Annotated in this window: 9 protein-coding genes; all 9 read left to right on the top strand. The window is 45.1% G+C overall.

The features are described from left to right. The first annotated feature begins 99 nt into the window (after window positions 1-99). The 9 genes from BQ8014_RS14990 to BQ8014_RS14940 all read left to right on the top strand — a co-directional run bounded on the left by BQ8014_RS14990 (window position 100) and on the right by BQ8014_RS14940 (window position 16,531). Window positions 100-1,056, top strand: coding sequence for a site-specific integrase (locus tag BQ8014_RS14990; RefSeq protein ID WP_080905057.1), 957 nt, complete (start codon window positions 100-102; stop codon window positions 1,054-1,056). Between the two features lie 1,161 nt (window positions 1,057-2,217). Further along, complete coding sequence (locus tag BQ8014_RS14980) at window positions 2,218-2,799, top strand: DUF3575 domain-containing protein (RefSeq protein WP_080905055.1); 582 nt, start codon at window positions 2,218-2,220, stop codon at window positions 2,797-2,799. A gap of 10 nt (window positions 2,800-2,809) precedes the next feature. Continuing rightward, window positions 2,810-4,279 (top strand): DUF3868 domain-containing protein, encoded by a 1,470-nt coding sequence (locus BQ8014_RS14975; RefSeq protein WP_160150100.1) that lies wholly within the window; start codon window positions 2,810-2,812, stop codon window positions 4,277-4,279. Window positions 4,280-4,308: 29 nt separating this feature from the next. After that, window positions 4,309-5,772 carry an Mfa1 family fimbria major subunit gene (locus tag BQ8014_RS14970; RefSeq protein WP_080905053.1) on the top strand — a complete coding sequence of 488 codons (1,464 nt, stop codon included), beginning with the start codon at window positions 4,309-4,311 and terminating at the stop codon, window positions 5,770-5,772. 95 nt (window positions 5,773-5,867) lie between these two features. After that, the gene (locus tag BQ8014_RS14965; protein WP_080905052.1) at window positions 5,868-6,836 is read left to right on the top strand and encodes a FimB/Mfa2 family fimbrial subunit; all 969 of its coding nucleotides are present in this window, start codon (window positions 5,868-5,870) and stop codon (window positions 6,834-6,836) included. Window positions 6,837-6,930: 94 nt separating this feature from the next. Beyond that, the gene (locus BQ8014_RS14960) at window positions 6,931-8,226 is read left to right on the top strand and encodes a fimbrial protein (RefSeq protein ID WP_080905051.1); all 1,296 of its coding nucleotides are present in this window, start codon (window positions 6,931-6,933) and stop codon (window positions 8,224-8,226) included. Window positions 8,227-8,237: 11 nt separating this feature from the next. After that, on the top strand, window positions 8,238-9,143 hold the full coding sequence (locus BQ8014_RS14955; RefSeq protein WP_080905050.1) for a fimbrial protein: 906 nt from the start codon (window positions 8,238-8,240) through the stop codon (window positions 9,141-9,143). A 483-nt stretch (window positions 9,144-9,626) separates the two neighbouring features. After that, window positions 9,627-12,962, top strand: a complete 3,336-nt coding sequence (locus BQ8014_RS14945) for a T9SS type A sorting domain-containing protein (RefSeq protein WP_080905048.1) — start codon at window positions 9,627-9,629, stop codon at window positions 12,960-12,962. A gap of 47 nt (window positions 12,963-13,009) precedes the next feature. Continuing rightward, window positions 13,010-16,531 carry a T9SS type A sorting domain-containing protein gene (locus BQ8014_RS14940; protein ID WP_080905047.1) on the top strand — a complete coding sequence of 1,174 codons (3,522 nt, stop codon included), beginning with the start codon at window positions 13,010-13,012 and terminating at the stop codon, window positions 16,529-16,531. The last annotated feature ends 23 nt before the right edge of the window (window positions 16,532-16,554 follow it).

Raw genomic sequence — 16,554 nt, 5'->3', positions numbered from 1 at the left:
CCACAAAAAAGAAAAAGATATAAACAGGAGGCCCGGAAGGGGGGAAATTAGGGGATTAAAAGCGATCTTTGCGAGATTAATTTATAATTTGGTAGATAAATGAGAGTAAAAGAAGAAAAAAAGTATCAAAATCCATTGGCCTATATGGATTTATTGTGTCATTTGTTGAAGACGGGAGAACGGGCCGGAACTGCCAATTTGTATAAGAGCTGCAAAAACAAGTTCTCCAAGTTTCTTAATGGACGTTTGATTGACTTCCGGGATATCACCCCTGCGATGATCCGGGAGTATGAGGTGCATCTCCGGCAGCAGCATCTTAGTCCCAATTCAATCTATACTTACATGAGTAATCTCCGCTCGATCTATAATAAGGCGTGCGGAGACGATTTGTCGGTAGGAGAGAAGAATCCTTTCGTGAAGCAGCATTATCGCCAGGGACATACCCATAAGCGGGCTGTTATGGTGGAGAACATAGAGAAGATTGCCGCCCTGGAGCTGAAAAATAATCCACCGCTTGAACTGGCACGTGACTTGTTTCTTTTCAGTTTTCTTTCCTGTGGAATCCCGTTTGTCGACTTGGCACATCTGAGGCGGGGAAACGTCATCGGTAACATGCTGGTTTACAATCGTATCAAAACAAATTCCCTGATTCGTATCCAAATCATTCCTTCCATGCAGTTGATGATCGATAAATACGCCGGAAAAGGTATCGGGGATTATCTTTTCCCTGTTTTGAAAGAGGAGAATCCGGATTATAACCACTATAAAGCGGCGCTCCGGACTTACAACCGGCGTTTGAATAAGATTGGAGAACTATCGTGTACGCCAGTCAAATTGACCTCATATGTTGCGCGTCATTCCTGGGCGACAGCAGCAAGGCGAAAAAATGCACCCATCGGCATTATCAGCGAGGCTTTGGGGCACTCTTCTGAGAAAACAACCCGTATTTACTTGGATAGTATGGAGTTATCTTCGCTGGACAAAATAAACCGGATGGTCACGGAATCGGTAGCGATGACCCTTATTTGTAATATAAGAGACATTAAAGTAGAGTAGAGTCGAAAACGGAAACGTTAGTTTCTAAAATACAGAGACTTATGTTCAAATATATAAAAAAATCCTTAGCGTTAGCTTTTTCTTCGCTTTGTTTAGTTAAAATAATATAAATAAAAAAGGATTTGCAGATTCATTTTTTGCCCCCCGCTGTGAATCAGATCGCTCCTGTAGTGCCAATCTCCTACGGTTGATAAATATTGTATTATCTATGATCCGGCACGATGCAAGGTAAGCATACGCCAAACAGAGTTAATTCTCTTCAAAGAAACACTATGCTGAAGTTTTACTTTGGGTTTATCTAGATCTATTTTTGACATATGCCAAAAATGTAAGTTTCGTAAATAGGAAAGGCAAGAAGTCGAAAGACAGACCCTTTTTCGCCTCAGAATATAGGCAATACGTTGCCGGTGCAACGCCAATTCATTGCACTGCAGGACAGGGCAAAGGCATTACCCGCTTGTTCGGCGGAGTGTCCTCACTCCGCCGTGTTGGAAGCAAAGCTCTTGCTTTGTCTATCAATCATTGCGAGGCGGAAGCCTCGCTTTTATCATCGACGGAAGCTGGAGCTTCCGCCGAGCATAACAGGGTCAGCACCAATTTATTGCACTGCAGGAGCGATTTTTTTAACCAAGGTTAATCCGGTGACTAACCTGGGTTAAACAAATTGGATACTTATAAGATAAATACGTCGCAATACTGTTTTTCCACTATTGTCTGAACGATTTGGAGCAAGGGGATTTCCTCCTGCAAACCGCTGTTTTGGATTTTAGCATGGAAAAAGATGTTGCAACAGACTTATATTGTCTCGTGCAATGACTGCCGGGAAGGTGTATATATGATAAAAACACCTATAATCAGTAATTTCATACAAAAGATTAGTTTAAATGTGTTATTCAGGTTTTTTTAAATAAAAAACACATATATATGCAAAAAATAAAGAGTTGAGTTTTAGTCTATTTTAAGTGTTCGACTTTCTTTCCGGAATGAATAGAGTGCTTATAATAAGAATGATAAATTTGTCAGACTCTTATATTACAAATAAAGGTCAATAATATGAGCGTTTGTTTCGAAAAGGGAGACTTTTGTGTTATCGGTTTTTTGAATAATGATGATGAACAATATTGAAATTATAAACTAAAATAGTTAATAAATAATAAATCGATGAAGGTAAAAATTTACTTGTTTAAAGGTCTTATCGTACTCCTCTTCTTGTTATGCGTTCCGGCCCTTTCCGCACAGGTCGCTCTGAAGACGAATGCCCTTTACGGCGGCCTATCCCAGACTCCTAACGTCTCGGCCGAATTCTTCCTGAATCCAAGCCTGACATTGGATGCCACTGTCGGGTTTAATCCTTTTACGTTCAATGAAGGAAAGAAGTGGAAGCATCTCTTGTTACAGCCCGGGCTGCGGTTCTGGAGTTGCGAGGCTTTCAACGGATTTTTCTGGGGAGTGCACGCCCATTGGGCAGCCTTTAATTTGGCCAAAGGGTTGCCCCTCGGCATTGAACCGGTGAATCTGAAGAACAATCGTTTCGAAGGGCAACTGGCCGGCGCCGGTGCATCGGTCGGCTATCAATGGCCCTTGTCCAAGCATTGGAGCTTGGAGGCGGAAGCGGGCCTCGGTTACGTATATATATGGTATGACCAGTACCGGTGCGACCATTGCGGAGATTTTGTGAAGGATGGAGACCGCAACTATGTCGGGCCTACCAAAGCGGTTCTGAATATTGTCTATGTATTTTAATAAAGGAAAGATGAAACGAAAAAGATATATTGTCGCCCTTGTTTCCTGGACGATTGCCTGCGTTTCCCTGTTTGCCGGACCTGCTGCCGGGAAGCTTCAGCACACCGAAAACCGGAATACGGCTCCGGATAAACAAGTAAAAATCAAGGATCCGGTGATCCAAAAGGCCGGTGACGAGTGGGAAGTCGCCTTTTCCATCGACCTGAGCGAGGTCTCCCTCGGGGCCGATCGCTCCATGACCCTTACCCCCCTCTTTACGGCGGAGGGTAAAAAGTTGGAACTGCCTTCCGTCTTAGTGAACGGAACGCGCCGCCATATTTTATGGCAACGCACCAATCCGGAGGAGGGCGTGTTGCAGGAAGTGAAGCGGCAAAACGGCGCCGCTCAAACCGTAAGTTACCGGGTGAAGACTCCTTATCTCGCCTGGTTAGAAGAAGCCCCCCTGTCATTGGAGGCGCGTACCTGCGGTTGCGGCGGTGAAAAGGAATCCGAAACGCTGCTGGCTTTGTCGGTTCCCGAAAAGAAAGAACCTCCCGTCCTGCTTCCTCCGCATGTAGCTTATCTCACTCCGGAGGCGGAAGCCGTGAAGGAACGCAGTGCCGAAGGCAGCGCCTTTCTCGATTTTCGTGTAGGCCGTACGGAGATCGATCCGACCTACCGGCGTAATCCTTCCGAACTGGAGAAGATCCGGAAGACGATCGACGAAGTGCGCAACGATCCTAACCTGCGCGTGAAAGGCATCATTATCCATGGATATGCCTCTCCAGAAGGCGGATATGATGCGAATGCCCGGCTGGCGGAAGGACGCGCCCAGGCCCTAAAGGGGTATGTAAATAACCTCTATCATTTCGAGCCGTCGCTCTTCACCGTCCGCTCCACGGCGGAAGATTGGAAAGGACTGCGACAGAAGGTCGAAGCTTCTTCTTCCGCATACCGGGAGGAGATACTGAAGGTGATCGACGGGGATGCTGCGGAGGATGCCAAAGAACAGGCCTTGAAGCGGATCGCCAACGGCGAAGTTTTCCGCGGCCTGCTGCAGGAGGTCTTCCCCGCACTCCGGCACTCGGACTATGTTGTGCAGTATATCGTGCGTGGCTTCGAGGTAAAAGAGGCGAAAGCGCTGGTACGTACGAATCCCGGACAGTTGAGCCTGCAGGAACTATTCCTTGTGGCGCAGACCTATCCGGCCGGCAGTGAGGATTTCAACGAGATCTTCGACATTGCCGTGCGCCTTTTCCCGGATGACCCGACGGCCAACCTGAACGCCGCCTCGATTGCATTGAACCGCAAGGACTGGACGGCGGCGCGCCGCTACCTGGATCGTGCAGACAAGAGCCGCCCCGAAACCCTGAACAACTTAGGTGCTTTAGCCGAAGGAGAACAACGCCCCGAAGAGGCCATTTCCCTCTACCGGCAGGCTGTCGCCAAAGGCTCCCGGGAAGCAGCGGAGAACCTGGAAAGATTGAAAACAACTAACTAAATATTATTATATCACTAAAAAATCGAAGTATGAAAATTAACAAACTATTTTTAATTGGTGCTGTGGCCTTAGGGTTAGGATTTACAGCGTGCACGAGCGAAGATGTGCCTGATCCCGAACAGGCTAAAGGCAGCACGTATGCAAGTATATCCATTGCTTTCCCTAAAGCGACAAATACAAGAGCGCTTCCGGAAGATTATAATGAAAACGGAGAATGGACAGGACGTGATGCGATCCAGTCGATCACTGTCTTTTTAGTAAATGAAACGGTAGGAACAGTTGACTATTCAACCTTTACTACAACTAGTTTTAATGGAATTGAGAATGGCATTTTGAAGCCTAATCTTGCGGTAAAAGCGACTCCGGGTGAGTCCGTAAAAGCCTATGTCGTAATCAATGATAAGAACGACAAGGTTACGACAGATTTGAAAGGAGCCACCGTTGCTGGTTTCCCTGCTGCTTTTAGTGCTGCTGTTGAAGCGGTTGCTGCTGATGTTGCAGCTTATGAACCGGACAAGGATGTCATTTTAATGACAAATAATGTAGAACCAACTGCTGTGTCTATCGTTCCGAATGTTTCGGAAGAGGCCGCAAAATTAGGCGATACAAACCTTATTAAAGTAAATGTTGAACGTGTTGTGTCTCGCGCTATCGTTACCATCGGTACAGGGGTTACAAAAACGATTACTATCAAAAATACTCAAGGTCAGACTGCAAGTACAATTACAATCACCGATGTAAAATACGCCGTAGGACAAAGCAATAAAAAGTTCTATATTCTTAAACATGCAGACTTTGCAACACCTGAGGCGGCTTATTCCTATATACCTACAACGTCGAATTTGGATGCACGTTCGGACTACTTCGATTATGCCGGATTAGCATCTTTCTCTACAGTATCTCCTATTGCTGACAAAACAAATGCAAATGTAGTGGCAGCATTAGTAGCTGAAACTCCAGGTAAGTTTGTTTTGCCCGTAACGCATCTGGATGCGAACTATAGAAAAGGTAATACCAGCTATTTTGAAATTCAGGCGACTTTCACTCCTGATGGAGTAGATGGTGGAAGCGGAAATTATACTGCAGGTTCAAATGTCTTTTTGGGATTGAATGACGGAAAGTTTTACACATCAAGAGCATTGGCTGAAGCAAGCGGACAGAAATCTACCCTTTATAAAGGAGGCGTAGCAAAATATATCGTATGGTTGAATCCAGATTATATTCCTGGAGATGAGACGGATGGGGGTAAATTAGCGACAAAATCGCCTACGGTTCGCAACCAAGTATATCATGTTCACATTACCGGTTTCAAAGCAATTGGCGTTCCTAACAACCCATTGAATCCCGATGATCCCAACGATCCTGGGAACCCTGAAAATCCTATCGATCCTACAGATCCGTTGGAAAACGAAGACACTTATCTTTCTGTTGAAATCACTGTACTTCCCTATACGGTTCATAGTTATGAAGTTGACTTAGGGGTAGATTACTAATTTTAAAATACAGATGCAGCATTGATCCGGAGGAAGAAATTCCTCTTCCTCCGGATTTTTAAACAAAGGAGTATCAACAATAAAAGACGTAACGAATGATGAATTTACGAAATAGGATATTGATTACGCTATTCGCGTTGGGAACAATTCTGGGGGGATGCGACTCCTTGATCTTTGATGATCTTGAGGATTGTCCCCAAGGTGTATATGTAAAGTTTTATTCAATGACGCCTTGTGACGTGGATTCGACGTTCATTGGAGAGGTACCGTCGCTCACCGTCTTTGCTTTCGATGAAAATGACAAATTAGCCACTTCCGTGACACAGCAAAAGGTTACACTCAGCCGGGATTATGAACTGCTCGTTCCTGTATCGGAGGGCAACTATTCATTTGTGGCGTGGGCGGGTCTCAATGATAATTTTACTTCCGGCGCCTTTACTCCCGGGGTTACGACCCGGAAGGATGTCGTATTAACCCTTAAATCGGCAAACAACATCGCCGCCAATTTGGGAAGTACCCGTGTATGGCATGGGGAAAGCCCGGTTATCTCCTTACCTAATCCGAAGGAGAACGGTTCGGTGTATAAACATACGGCGATCAACCTGACGGAATTGACGAACCGTGTGAAAGTGATCGTCGAAATCGAATCCTCGGTAAAGGATATCGTACCGCAGGACCTGGCCGTATCCGTCGGATCGGCTAACGGGACGGTACATATCGACGGCTCGATGCCGCTCAAGTTGCCGCAGCTTACTTATCCGCTTCTCCATGCGGACTATACTGATACAAGTGTTGCCTGGAATTTTGCCCTGCTTGACCTGGTGACCGGTTACCATAATAATCTGGCGATTACTTATACGAAAACAGGGGAGAAAGTGTTTGACGGCGACCTGATCGCAAGCATATTGCTTAATACAGTCGATGGTGGCATTAATCTGGCCTGCGAAAATGATTTTACCGTGAAATTTGTAATGAAAGATTATTGTGCCGAATGCGGAACTCACTTTTCCTGTGCCATCTATGTAAATGATTGGCTTGTCCATTCCTATAGTACGGAGTTATAGAGATGAATTTCCGGAGTGATCGAGATATACGGCCGGATACCGGTGGAACGGAATGGACTTACACAGGTAACAAACTTGGAATAAATATTTTCGTATGAAATTGAAATTGATATATATCGTATTTACAGGCATGCTGCTTTCTTTGCCGGGATGCGTTGTGCAGCCCGAAACAGCGATCGATCCGGGCGAGCAAAACCAGCCGGTCGTCTACCTTGCCATGACCCGTGCGCAAGGTAGTGCGGAATCAGTTAATGAGGATGTGACGGATTACGAAGACCGGGTCCACGATTTTGCTCTGTTGGTCTTTGATTCTTCGACCGGCAAAAAAGTGGGCGAATACTTCGAGTCGTCAATTCCTGTTTCAGAAAAAAGCAAGACCTTTACGGTTAAACTTACTCCCGGCACGCGTGACTTCTATTTTGTAGCCAATATGGCAGGAGTCGCTTCTTTGGAGGGAATTAGCAACCGGGATGGAATGGATACTTATATGCGCCAGCTCCGTAACCTGGATACTGATTTATATTTGAATGCGGCTGAAGGGAAGGGTTTTCCTATGTCGCGTGTCTATACAAACCAGACAATCCCTGAAGGCGGTTCGGTCTACGCGCCGCTTCCATTCAGGCCCGGCGGGGAAGACCGTGTGAAATTAGTCCGCGCCCTCGCTAAGCTGGAAGTCAAACTTACAGACTCTGAATCATCTATCGTAGATAATCTTTATTACCACAATGCCTATCGTCAATACAGTCTTCTGCAATTGGAACCGTTGACTTCCCCGTCTTATTATGATGATAAACCATTAAAAAAGGTAGATGCCAATACGTATATTTACTATATGCCGGAGGCTATTCTGACTGCAAGCACCCCATGGGGAACAGGTGATCATAAACCTGTGAATTATTTTGTTATCAAGACAACAGGCGGTACCGAATACGAAATTCCCATTCTTACATATGGCGGCGATACCCCGATTACCGATTATTTAAAGTTTGCCCGCGGGGAAGAAACGAACAAGCCCGATTACAGTGTCTTCCGGAATCACTACTACCGTTATTTAATTAGGAACTTGTCGGTACCGACGATAGAAATATTTTATAATGTATTGGAATGGCAGGTTGTCAGCAAATCTACCTTTATGGGTTATTGGTATAATGTCGAGGTCGAGGGTGATGAGATTACCATCCAGAACACGGTCAAAGCTTGTCCTCCTCACAATGTGAAACTGGTGACAGTGGATCCCTATAAATTCAGCGATAACACCACAGAAAAAGAATTTACAAACGAGGCGCCTGATGCGTCCGTTACCTATAAACTTAATGCCGTTCCGGCTGCAGGAGATCCATATCTTGAGGTATACTATAATGACATCCTTGTGAAAACATTTATAAAATAACAAATTGTCGTATGAGAAATTTACTATATATAGCGTTGTTTTTTAGTTTGATATTAGGCGCCTGCTCTTCGGAGGAGACTCCTATATCGCCTGAAACCCGCAGTGTTGAATTGCAGATTTCGGTAAATAATTTCACAAAAAGCGCAACCCAGTCGACGAAAGCCGGTACGGAAGCCGAAAATACCGTCGATAATTTGTATGTTTTTCTTTTTTCCGAATCACAACCGTTGGTGAGTTACTATATAGACAGTGAAACTTTTGCCGATGGTTCATGGGATAAAGCTGATAGTCTTATCAGCTTGAGCCTAACGACTGATGTAGCTGGTACCAGGGACGTCTATATTGTTGCCAACTGTGCCGATCTAAAAGCCGATCTTGATGGCGTAGATGATATAGCCGGATTACAGGCTGTTTTCCGCAATACGGATACTCCCTGGTCATCTACTATAACTACCCCGATTTTAATGGTAGGGCATAAATCCCACGATTTTGTCCAGAATAGGCGTTTGGAGACTGTGTCGTTGGAACGTGCCATAGCAAAAGTGCAGTTAACTATTAAACTTTCCGAAAAACAACAAAGTGAAGATATAACACAATATAAATACCGTTTTGTCAATTTTGATAAAAAGACGTATGTTGTAAAGCCGGATACGAAACCGGATAATCTTATAACATCAGACTGGGCCGGATGGTCGGCCGGCAATTATACTACCGATCCGTCCTCCGGCAAAGTGACCCAATTGACGCTGACCACCTATCTCAACGAAAGGGATCAGGCAGGAACGGCTGTCGAGATCATCCTGCCGTATGCAGGAGGCTTTTTACCTCCTCCCGAATTCGGCGATGAAGTATATAAACTGACGCTCCCGCAAAAGATTACCAGGAATACGATCTATGAATATGATGTGGAGATTTAATGGCGTAAAATAAGAATGCCGTACAAGCTTAATTCTAGTTCTCATCGTCAACGAAGTCGATTGGACGACTCTGGTGCAGATGATTGATAACTGTTAATTTATAAAGAGATATATGCTACAGATTATAAATATAAAAAGGGCTTTTTTAGTCTTTTCTTTATTATGTTTAACATTTATTTGTATGCCATTGTCGGCGCAAGTGCTTGTTACATATACCGAAGATGGAACATTTGTCATACCTGACGGTGTGACTGAGATTACTATAGAAGCTTGGGGAGGCGGAGGTGCAGGCGCAGGTCGCAACTCTAATGGAATAGGCGCGGTGGTGGTGGTGCCGCATATACTAAACGTATTTTATCGGGAGTTGTGCCCGGAGCTACATATACCATTAAAGTTGGTAAGGCCGGTTCTTCTAGCGGAACCCAATCGAATGTTGACGGGGGAGCATCTCAAGTTATTGGCCCATATGCACTTATAGAACTTATGGCAAACGGTGGTAAGGGAGTAATAACGAATGTAACGACCGGAGGCGCCGGAGGCGCTGCTTCTTCCGGGACGGGAATAACCAGTTACGCCGGAGGAAGCGGTGGAGCTTCTGGTAGTAGTTACTCCGGCGGTGGCGGTGGCGGAGCAGGGACAAGCGGTGCCGGTTCTTCTGGCTCCTCTAGTGGTGCGGGAGGAGCTGGTGGACTAGGAAACCCCAATGGGTACGGTGGAGCTGGGGTCAATAATTCCAATGGAAACCCGGGAAAAATGTACGGCGGTGGCGGAAGCGGAGCTAGAAGAACAACTGGGAGTGGAACAATGCAAGGCGGAGCCGGAGCCCCCGGGATAGTTTTCATCCGTTATACTCAATTAGTTATTCCTACCTCTTCTATCATAGAAGTAGATTCCACATTTACTCTTACTCCGAGAGATCAAGGGGGTACTTGGTCGAGCAATGATACGGGAATAGCCACTGTCGATCCGAGTACGGGACTTATAACTGGTAAATCTTCCGGTACGGTTCAGATTACATATACCGTAGGCGGTATTTCAACGCGATCTACTGTAAGGGTAATAAAAAAACCATTACTTACGATAGAAGGCGGTGGAGATTATTGCGAGGGTGATGAAATTGTTTTCAAAGCGAATACGGAAGAAGGAGAAATCTCAGAATGGATTTGGGACGATATTACAGGAAGTACCTCCGAAGTGACTCTTACCAAGAATGCAGAAACTGCGCATAGTGGATCGTATGTAGTCCATGGCATCGTTGCCCAGGATTCCATTAATTTAATTTCTAACCCTCATTTTGATGATATTTATCAAGGTTATAGCACCTCTTATTCTGTTCAGGGCTCAGCTCAAGGCGATCCTTATGGTAAATATGATATATTAAAAGATGCATCGAATTTTTATTCCTCCTTCACGAAATGTGGGGATCATACGACGGGCAATGGGTATATGATGGTTGTAGACGGATCAAATAGAGCTAATCCTGTAGTGTATTCACAAACAATTCCGGTATCGCCCAAAATGGGGTATAAGTTTAGTTTCTGGTTAATGTCATTATATATACAAAACCAGAATAACTTTGAGCAACAACGTGCTAAATTGACTCTGGAAATTAATGGAGTAACGATAGGAGATACCATTTTGGGACCACAAGTCCCGGGTAGTAATTGTGATGGATGGAAACAACTTTCATTTGCTTTTGCAGCTCCCGATGTTAATTCTGTGAAAATTGAACTTATCAATCATAACATGGAGTCAAATGGAAACGACTTCGCTTTGGATGATTTTGAATTTTACCAGGCTTTGCTCGTAACTGACACGATAGACGTTTCTGTTTCCGGGAATTTTGAGCCGGCGGTTTCTATTACTGCTGAAAACGAACCGATTTATCCAAATAAACCAAATACCTTTATTGCCCATCCTGTACATGGCGGAGACAATCCTACCTATATTTGGTATGTAAATGGAGAAGAGCAGACGGGAGAATCGGGTTCAACATTCGATTATACGCCTAAACCGGGAGATATAATTTCTTGCGCGATGCAGTCCAGTCTTGCCTGTACGCCTGGTATACCGGCGGCATCCAATGAATTGTCACCGATAAAAAATTATTGGTACGGAACAGTAGGTAATGACTGGGCAGATATTGTTAATTGGACGGCCCAAAGGATACCTGCCGAAGGTGAAGATATAGAGTTTGCCACAGAAGTCAATAATGGACCATCTGCAGAAGGAAATGGACTAGGAGCAGCCACCAATGATTTGCATCTTGATCAGGATCGTGTCATTGGCAACCTGATCAATGCTTCCAATAAAGATCTGGTCATCACTGCCGGCAACGAACTGACCATTAACGGAACGGTACAGGATGGATTTTCTGCAGGTGGTACGATTGTGATAAAGTCGGATTTGCTGAAAGCTACCGGTACATTGATTTTCGCTAGCCCTGCAGCAAACAAATCAGTTCAGGCTACGGTCGAGTTCTACAGCAAAGCTTATGAATGTGCCGACTGCGGATTCTATCGCAAGGCCTGGCAGTATTTCGGCATTCCGGTGCAATCATCGGCATTTCCGTATTCCAACCCCCAAGTTGAGACAGTAAACCAGTGGGTAGAATCCTATAACGGCGACAAATGGCGTCCGGCGCCATATTCTCCCGATGCCGAATTAAAAGCTTTCAAAGGATATGAGGTCACCAATAGTTCAACGACACCACCTGAGAATATGTATAATTTCTCCGGGATATTGAATGTAGACGATATTACCTTGCTTTTAACAAAAACTTCCGGAGTTAATTATTCCGGTATGAACCTGATCGGGAATTCTTATACGGCGGCCATTCCGATCTCGGAAGATGCGATCAATTTCACAGGTACATGGGATAAAAATGTGTATTTGTTTAATACAGGTACACGGGATCAGTGGCGCAAACTAAATGGAGGAAATGTTTACTCCGAAACAACTTTACAAAGCGGACAATACAAAGCAGTACCGTTAAGACTTGCAGGGCAGGCGGGTTTAGACGACCGCATTCCCTCCATGCATGCGTTCATGTTAAACATCGGTACTGCCGGAGCGTTAGCGCTGAAATACGAAAAATTAGTGAAAAATAGTATCGTAGACGGTATGGCTTGGCGTTCGGCCGAAACTACCCGTTCTTCGGAGTGGAAGCCTGAATACATTGTGATGGATGTGATCGGTACCGCATCGGCTGACCGTGTGTGGTTATTTGAGGCGCCCGGTACTACCATCGGTTTCGACTATGGCTGGGACGGTTATAAATTACTTGAACAAGGTATTGTACAGGCCTATGTCACCGGCGAAAATGACGAACCGTATCAGGTAGCTACAGTGCCTCAGTTGCAGGGTGTGAGGTTCGGACTGTCGACAGATAGGCCGGAGGATTATACATTGAGCTTCACGGTTACAACAGATGTAGAGGCCCGCAATCTTTATCTGCGGGATCTGCTGACAAACCAAAGATATGCTATCCGAAACGGCGCGGAATATACTGTAGCCGGTATTTCGTCAAAAGGCCGTTTTGAGGTGGAAACGGGTGTTCCTGTTTCCAGTGAAACGTTGGCTGCGTCGGGAGTCGATGTGTATGTTGCTAATAATGTAATCACTGTAACTAATCATTCGGAAGAAGATTGTATGGTGTCGGTATATAATGTTTTGGGCAAACTGGTAGCGACTCAATCCGTCTCCCGCGGGGATTCCGGGACCATCGGCGCTTCGGCTCGCCTGGCGCAAGGCGTGTATATTGTAAAAGTGCGTGGTGGTAAATTATTAAGTGATACAAAGAGGGTGATATTGAAATAGTGTTACCCGCTCGATTGAAAAAGATGCTTTTATGAAGTTGAGAAAAAATGAATAAGACCTTTCGTGTATTTTTGATTTTAGTTACAATTCTGTCCGGTTTTATTTTTATTCCGGATGCGAAAGCCCAGTTCACTATTACCGAGAATTTCAGGGGTAGTAGTGTTGGTAGCAATATTATTGTGAGTGGACGTAGTTCGGACCCTACTAAAAACGCTTACCTTACCTCCGGCAAAATCATTAACGGAAACCTTATTGATCCGGTAAACGACGGATGGCTACGCCTTACGGAAGATAAAACGGATAGGGCTGGATACGCTTATATCAATACGTCGTTCCCTTCTACTTTAGGAATATATGTCGAATTCGAATATAAGTCATGGAGAACTGTCCCTGATAACACGTATGGCGGAGCAGATGGTTTTTCCGTGTTCTTGTTTGATGCCACCGTGCCGGAATTCAAGATTGGGATGTACGGTGGTTCATTAGGATATGCTAATAGAGATACCGATAATAACGGGCTTGCCGGAGCATACATAGGAATAGGTATTGACGAATACGGGAACTTCGCGAATAACGGGGAATCGCGGCACGGAGGCGCACCGGGACCAGCACCTGATAACAATCTTTATCCTAATTCTATTGTTTTGAGAGGACCGGATAGAGGTGAAGGTAATTATAAGGAAAGCTGGAAATATTTGACTCATAAGTGGCTTGGGGTGGGCAGATTTGACAATAGTACCCAATCGGTTGATTATTATAAGTCAGGTGTTTCTTCGCGTCCTGATGATAATACTTTTTATCGGAAAGTTAAAATAGTCATTACACCGGTAAAAGGAATAACTGAAAGAAAATACGATATTACGGTGAAATGGGCAACCTCTCCGGGGGGGGCGGACATAACTCTGTTATCTTATCAGACGGAAGATGTACCGCCCGATTTGTTGAAACTGGGTTTTGCCGCTTCTACGGGCGGAGGGATCAACTATCATGAAATACGGAATATACTTATTACCACCCCCGGTAATGTACGGGTTACCAAGGCGGTAGATAAAGCCAATATCTTACCGGGCAATGTGCTTACCTATACGGTAAACGTTGATAACGACACACCTGCAAAACTTACCGGTATCAAACTGGAAGATATTATAAAGATCGCAGACGGGAGTACCGTTTCAACAGACGATTTCGAAATTACAGGAATTACTTTCAATAAAGGAAATTCAAATGAAAATACGGCAAGCAATATTGTTAACCATGGAAATTCTTTTTCCGCCGACTTGACTATGGCGGCAAACAGTTCGGCTAGTTTTACGGTGCAGGGAACCGTCAAAAACAGGCCGGTGGGAGGATTACTGAAAAATACCGTCAGTATCGACCCCTCTCCCAGCGGAATAACGGACGAGGATCTGAATAACAACTATGCCGAGACGATAACCAATGTCCTTTCTCCCAATATTGATCTTGCCATTATCAAAACGGTCGATAATAACGGGATTGTCAATCCCGCCAATGGGAATACATTCACCATACGGGTAGCTAATTTGGGTAATGACGACAAAAGAGCATCAAGTGGTAGCAATAACAGGAGCGTAACTGTTACTGATACCATTCCCGATGGATTGGACGTTGTTGGAACTACAGGTGAAGGATGGGGGAACCCTACTATTAATGGAAACATATATACATTTACCCGTACGGATGTTTTACCCTCTACCGGTGAATACCCTCCCATTACCATAAAAGTAAAGAAAAAAACGACTGCTACGGGTACTTCCTGGACAAATAAAGTGGGAGTACAAGGAGGAACTTCCATAATAGAAACGACCAAAGATAATAATTGGAGCAGCGCTACCTTATCCCTGCCGAATTACTGGATGGGTGGTACGGCGAATAAAACTACTGACTGGGGTACATCTGACAATTGGACGGCAAAAAAGATTCCTGCCACAGGGGAAAATGTGGAATTCGCTACCGTGGCAAATTACGGAACGGCGGCAATAAATGATTTGTATTTGGATATGGACCGCACTATCGGAAACCTGGTCAACGCCTCCGACAAGAATCTGGTGATTACCCCCGGCAACGCGTTATCAGTAAACGGCACGGTAACCATCCAAGATAAAGACAATCCGGCAAAAGTTCTTATACAAACCACAACCGATAATTCAAAAGCTACCGGCTCGTTGATTCTCAATCCCAATTACGGAGTTAATAAATTGGTAAAAGCTACCGTCGAATTTTATAGTAAAGCATACCAATGTGCCGATTGCGGATTCTATCGCAATTCTTGGCAATATTTCGGCATTCCGGTGCAATCCTCGGTGTTTCCTTATTCTGTTCCGACGGTCGAAACGGTAAATGAATGGTCGGAACCTACGAACGGTAACAAGTGGATTATTCCTACTTCACCGTTGGTTTCATTCAAAGGATATGAAATCACGAGTACTTCTACCGTGACACCATCTACCAAGTATAATTTTACAGGTACGTTGAATGTGGGTGATGTCACCATACCGCTAACAAAAACTTCCGGTGTGAATTATTCCGGCATCAACCTGATCGGAAATTCCTATACGGCGGCCATTCCGATTTCACAAGATGCAATACAATTTTCTTCATGGGCGAACAGTGACGAGACGGTTTATTTGTTTAATACGGGTACCCGTGACCAATGGCACAAATTGGATGGCTCTATCAAAACCGGTACGGAATCGGGACAATATCAGGCTGTACCTTTGAATACGGGTGGAACGGGCGGACTACCTGACCGTATTCCTTCCATGCATACATTTATGGTAAACGCTGCGGAGAACGGAACGTTGACGCTGAAATACGGTGAATTAAAGGAAAACGACTTCGTAAACGGTGTGGTCTGGCGATCGGCGGAAGTGACGCGGTCTACGGAACTGAAGCCGGAATATATCGTGATGGATGTGATTGGAAGTTCTTCGGCCGACCGGGTATGGCTGTTTGAGATGCCCGGCACTACCGCCGGTTTCGACAATGGTTGGGACGGATATAAAATAGAAGAGGACGGCATTGTCCAGATCTATGTCAACGGCGAAGAGAACGAGCGATACCAGGTTGCTACGGTGCCTCAGTTGCAGGGTGTAACGTTCGGACTTTCGACAGACAAGCGGGAAAGCTATACGTTGGACTTTGCGGTTACCTCCGGCGTGGAGGCCCGTAATCTTTATCTGAGGGATCTGTTGACGAACCAAAGGTATGCTATCCGGAACGGCGCGGAATATACGGTAACGGGGGGCGGCGTTTTGCAAAAAGACCGTTTTGAGGTGGAAACGGGCGCTCCTGTTTCCAATGAAAAGTTGGCTGCGCCGGAAGTCGATGTGTATGTTGCTAATAATGTAATCACTATAGCTAATCATTCGGAAGAAGATTGTACAGTATCGGTATATAATGTTTTGGGCAAACTGGTAGCGATGCAATCCGTCTCCCGCGGGGATTCCGGAATCATCGGCGCTTCGAGCCGCCTGACACAAGGCGTGTATATCGTCAAAGTGCGCGGCGAAAAATCGCTCAACGAGACGAAGCGGGTATTAGTACGGTGATGGTGATTGGTCTTATAATAAAA

This window comes from Parabacteroides sp. Marseille-P3160, assembly GCF_900162725.1.
Classification (GTDB): domain Bacteria; phylum Bacteroidota; class Bacteroidia; order Bacteroidales; family Tannerellaceae; genus Marseille-P3160.
The sequence above is the reverse complement of the archived record's forward strand: the minus strand, read 5'-3'. Positions and strand labels throughout refer to the sequence as shown.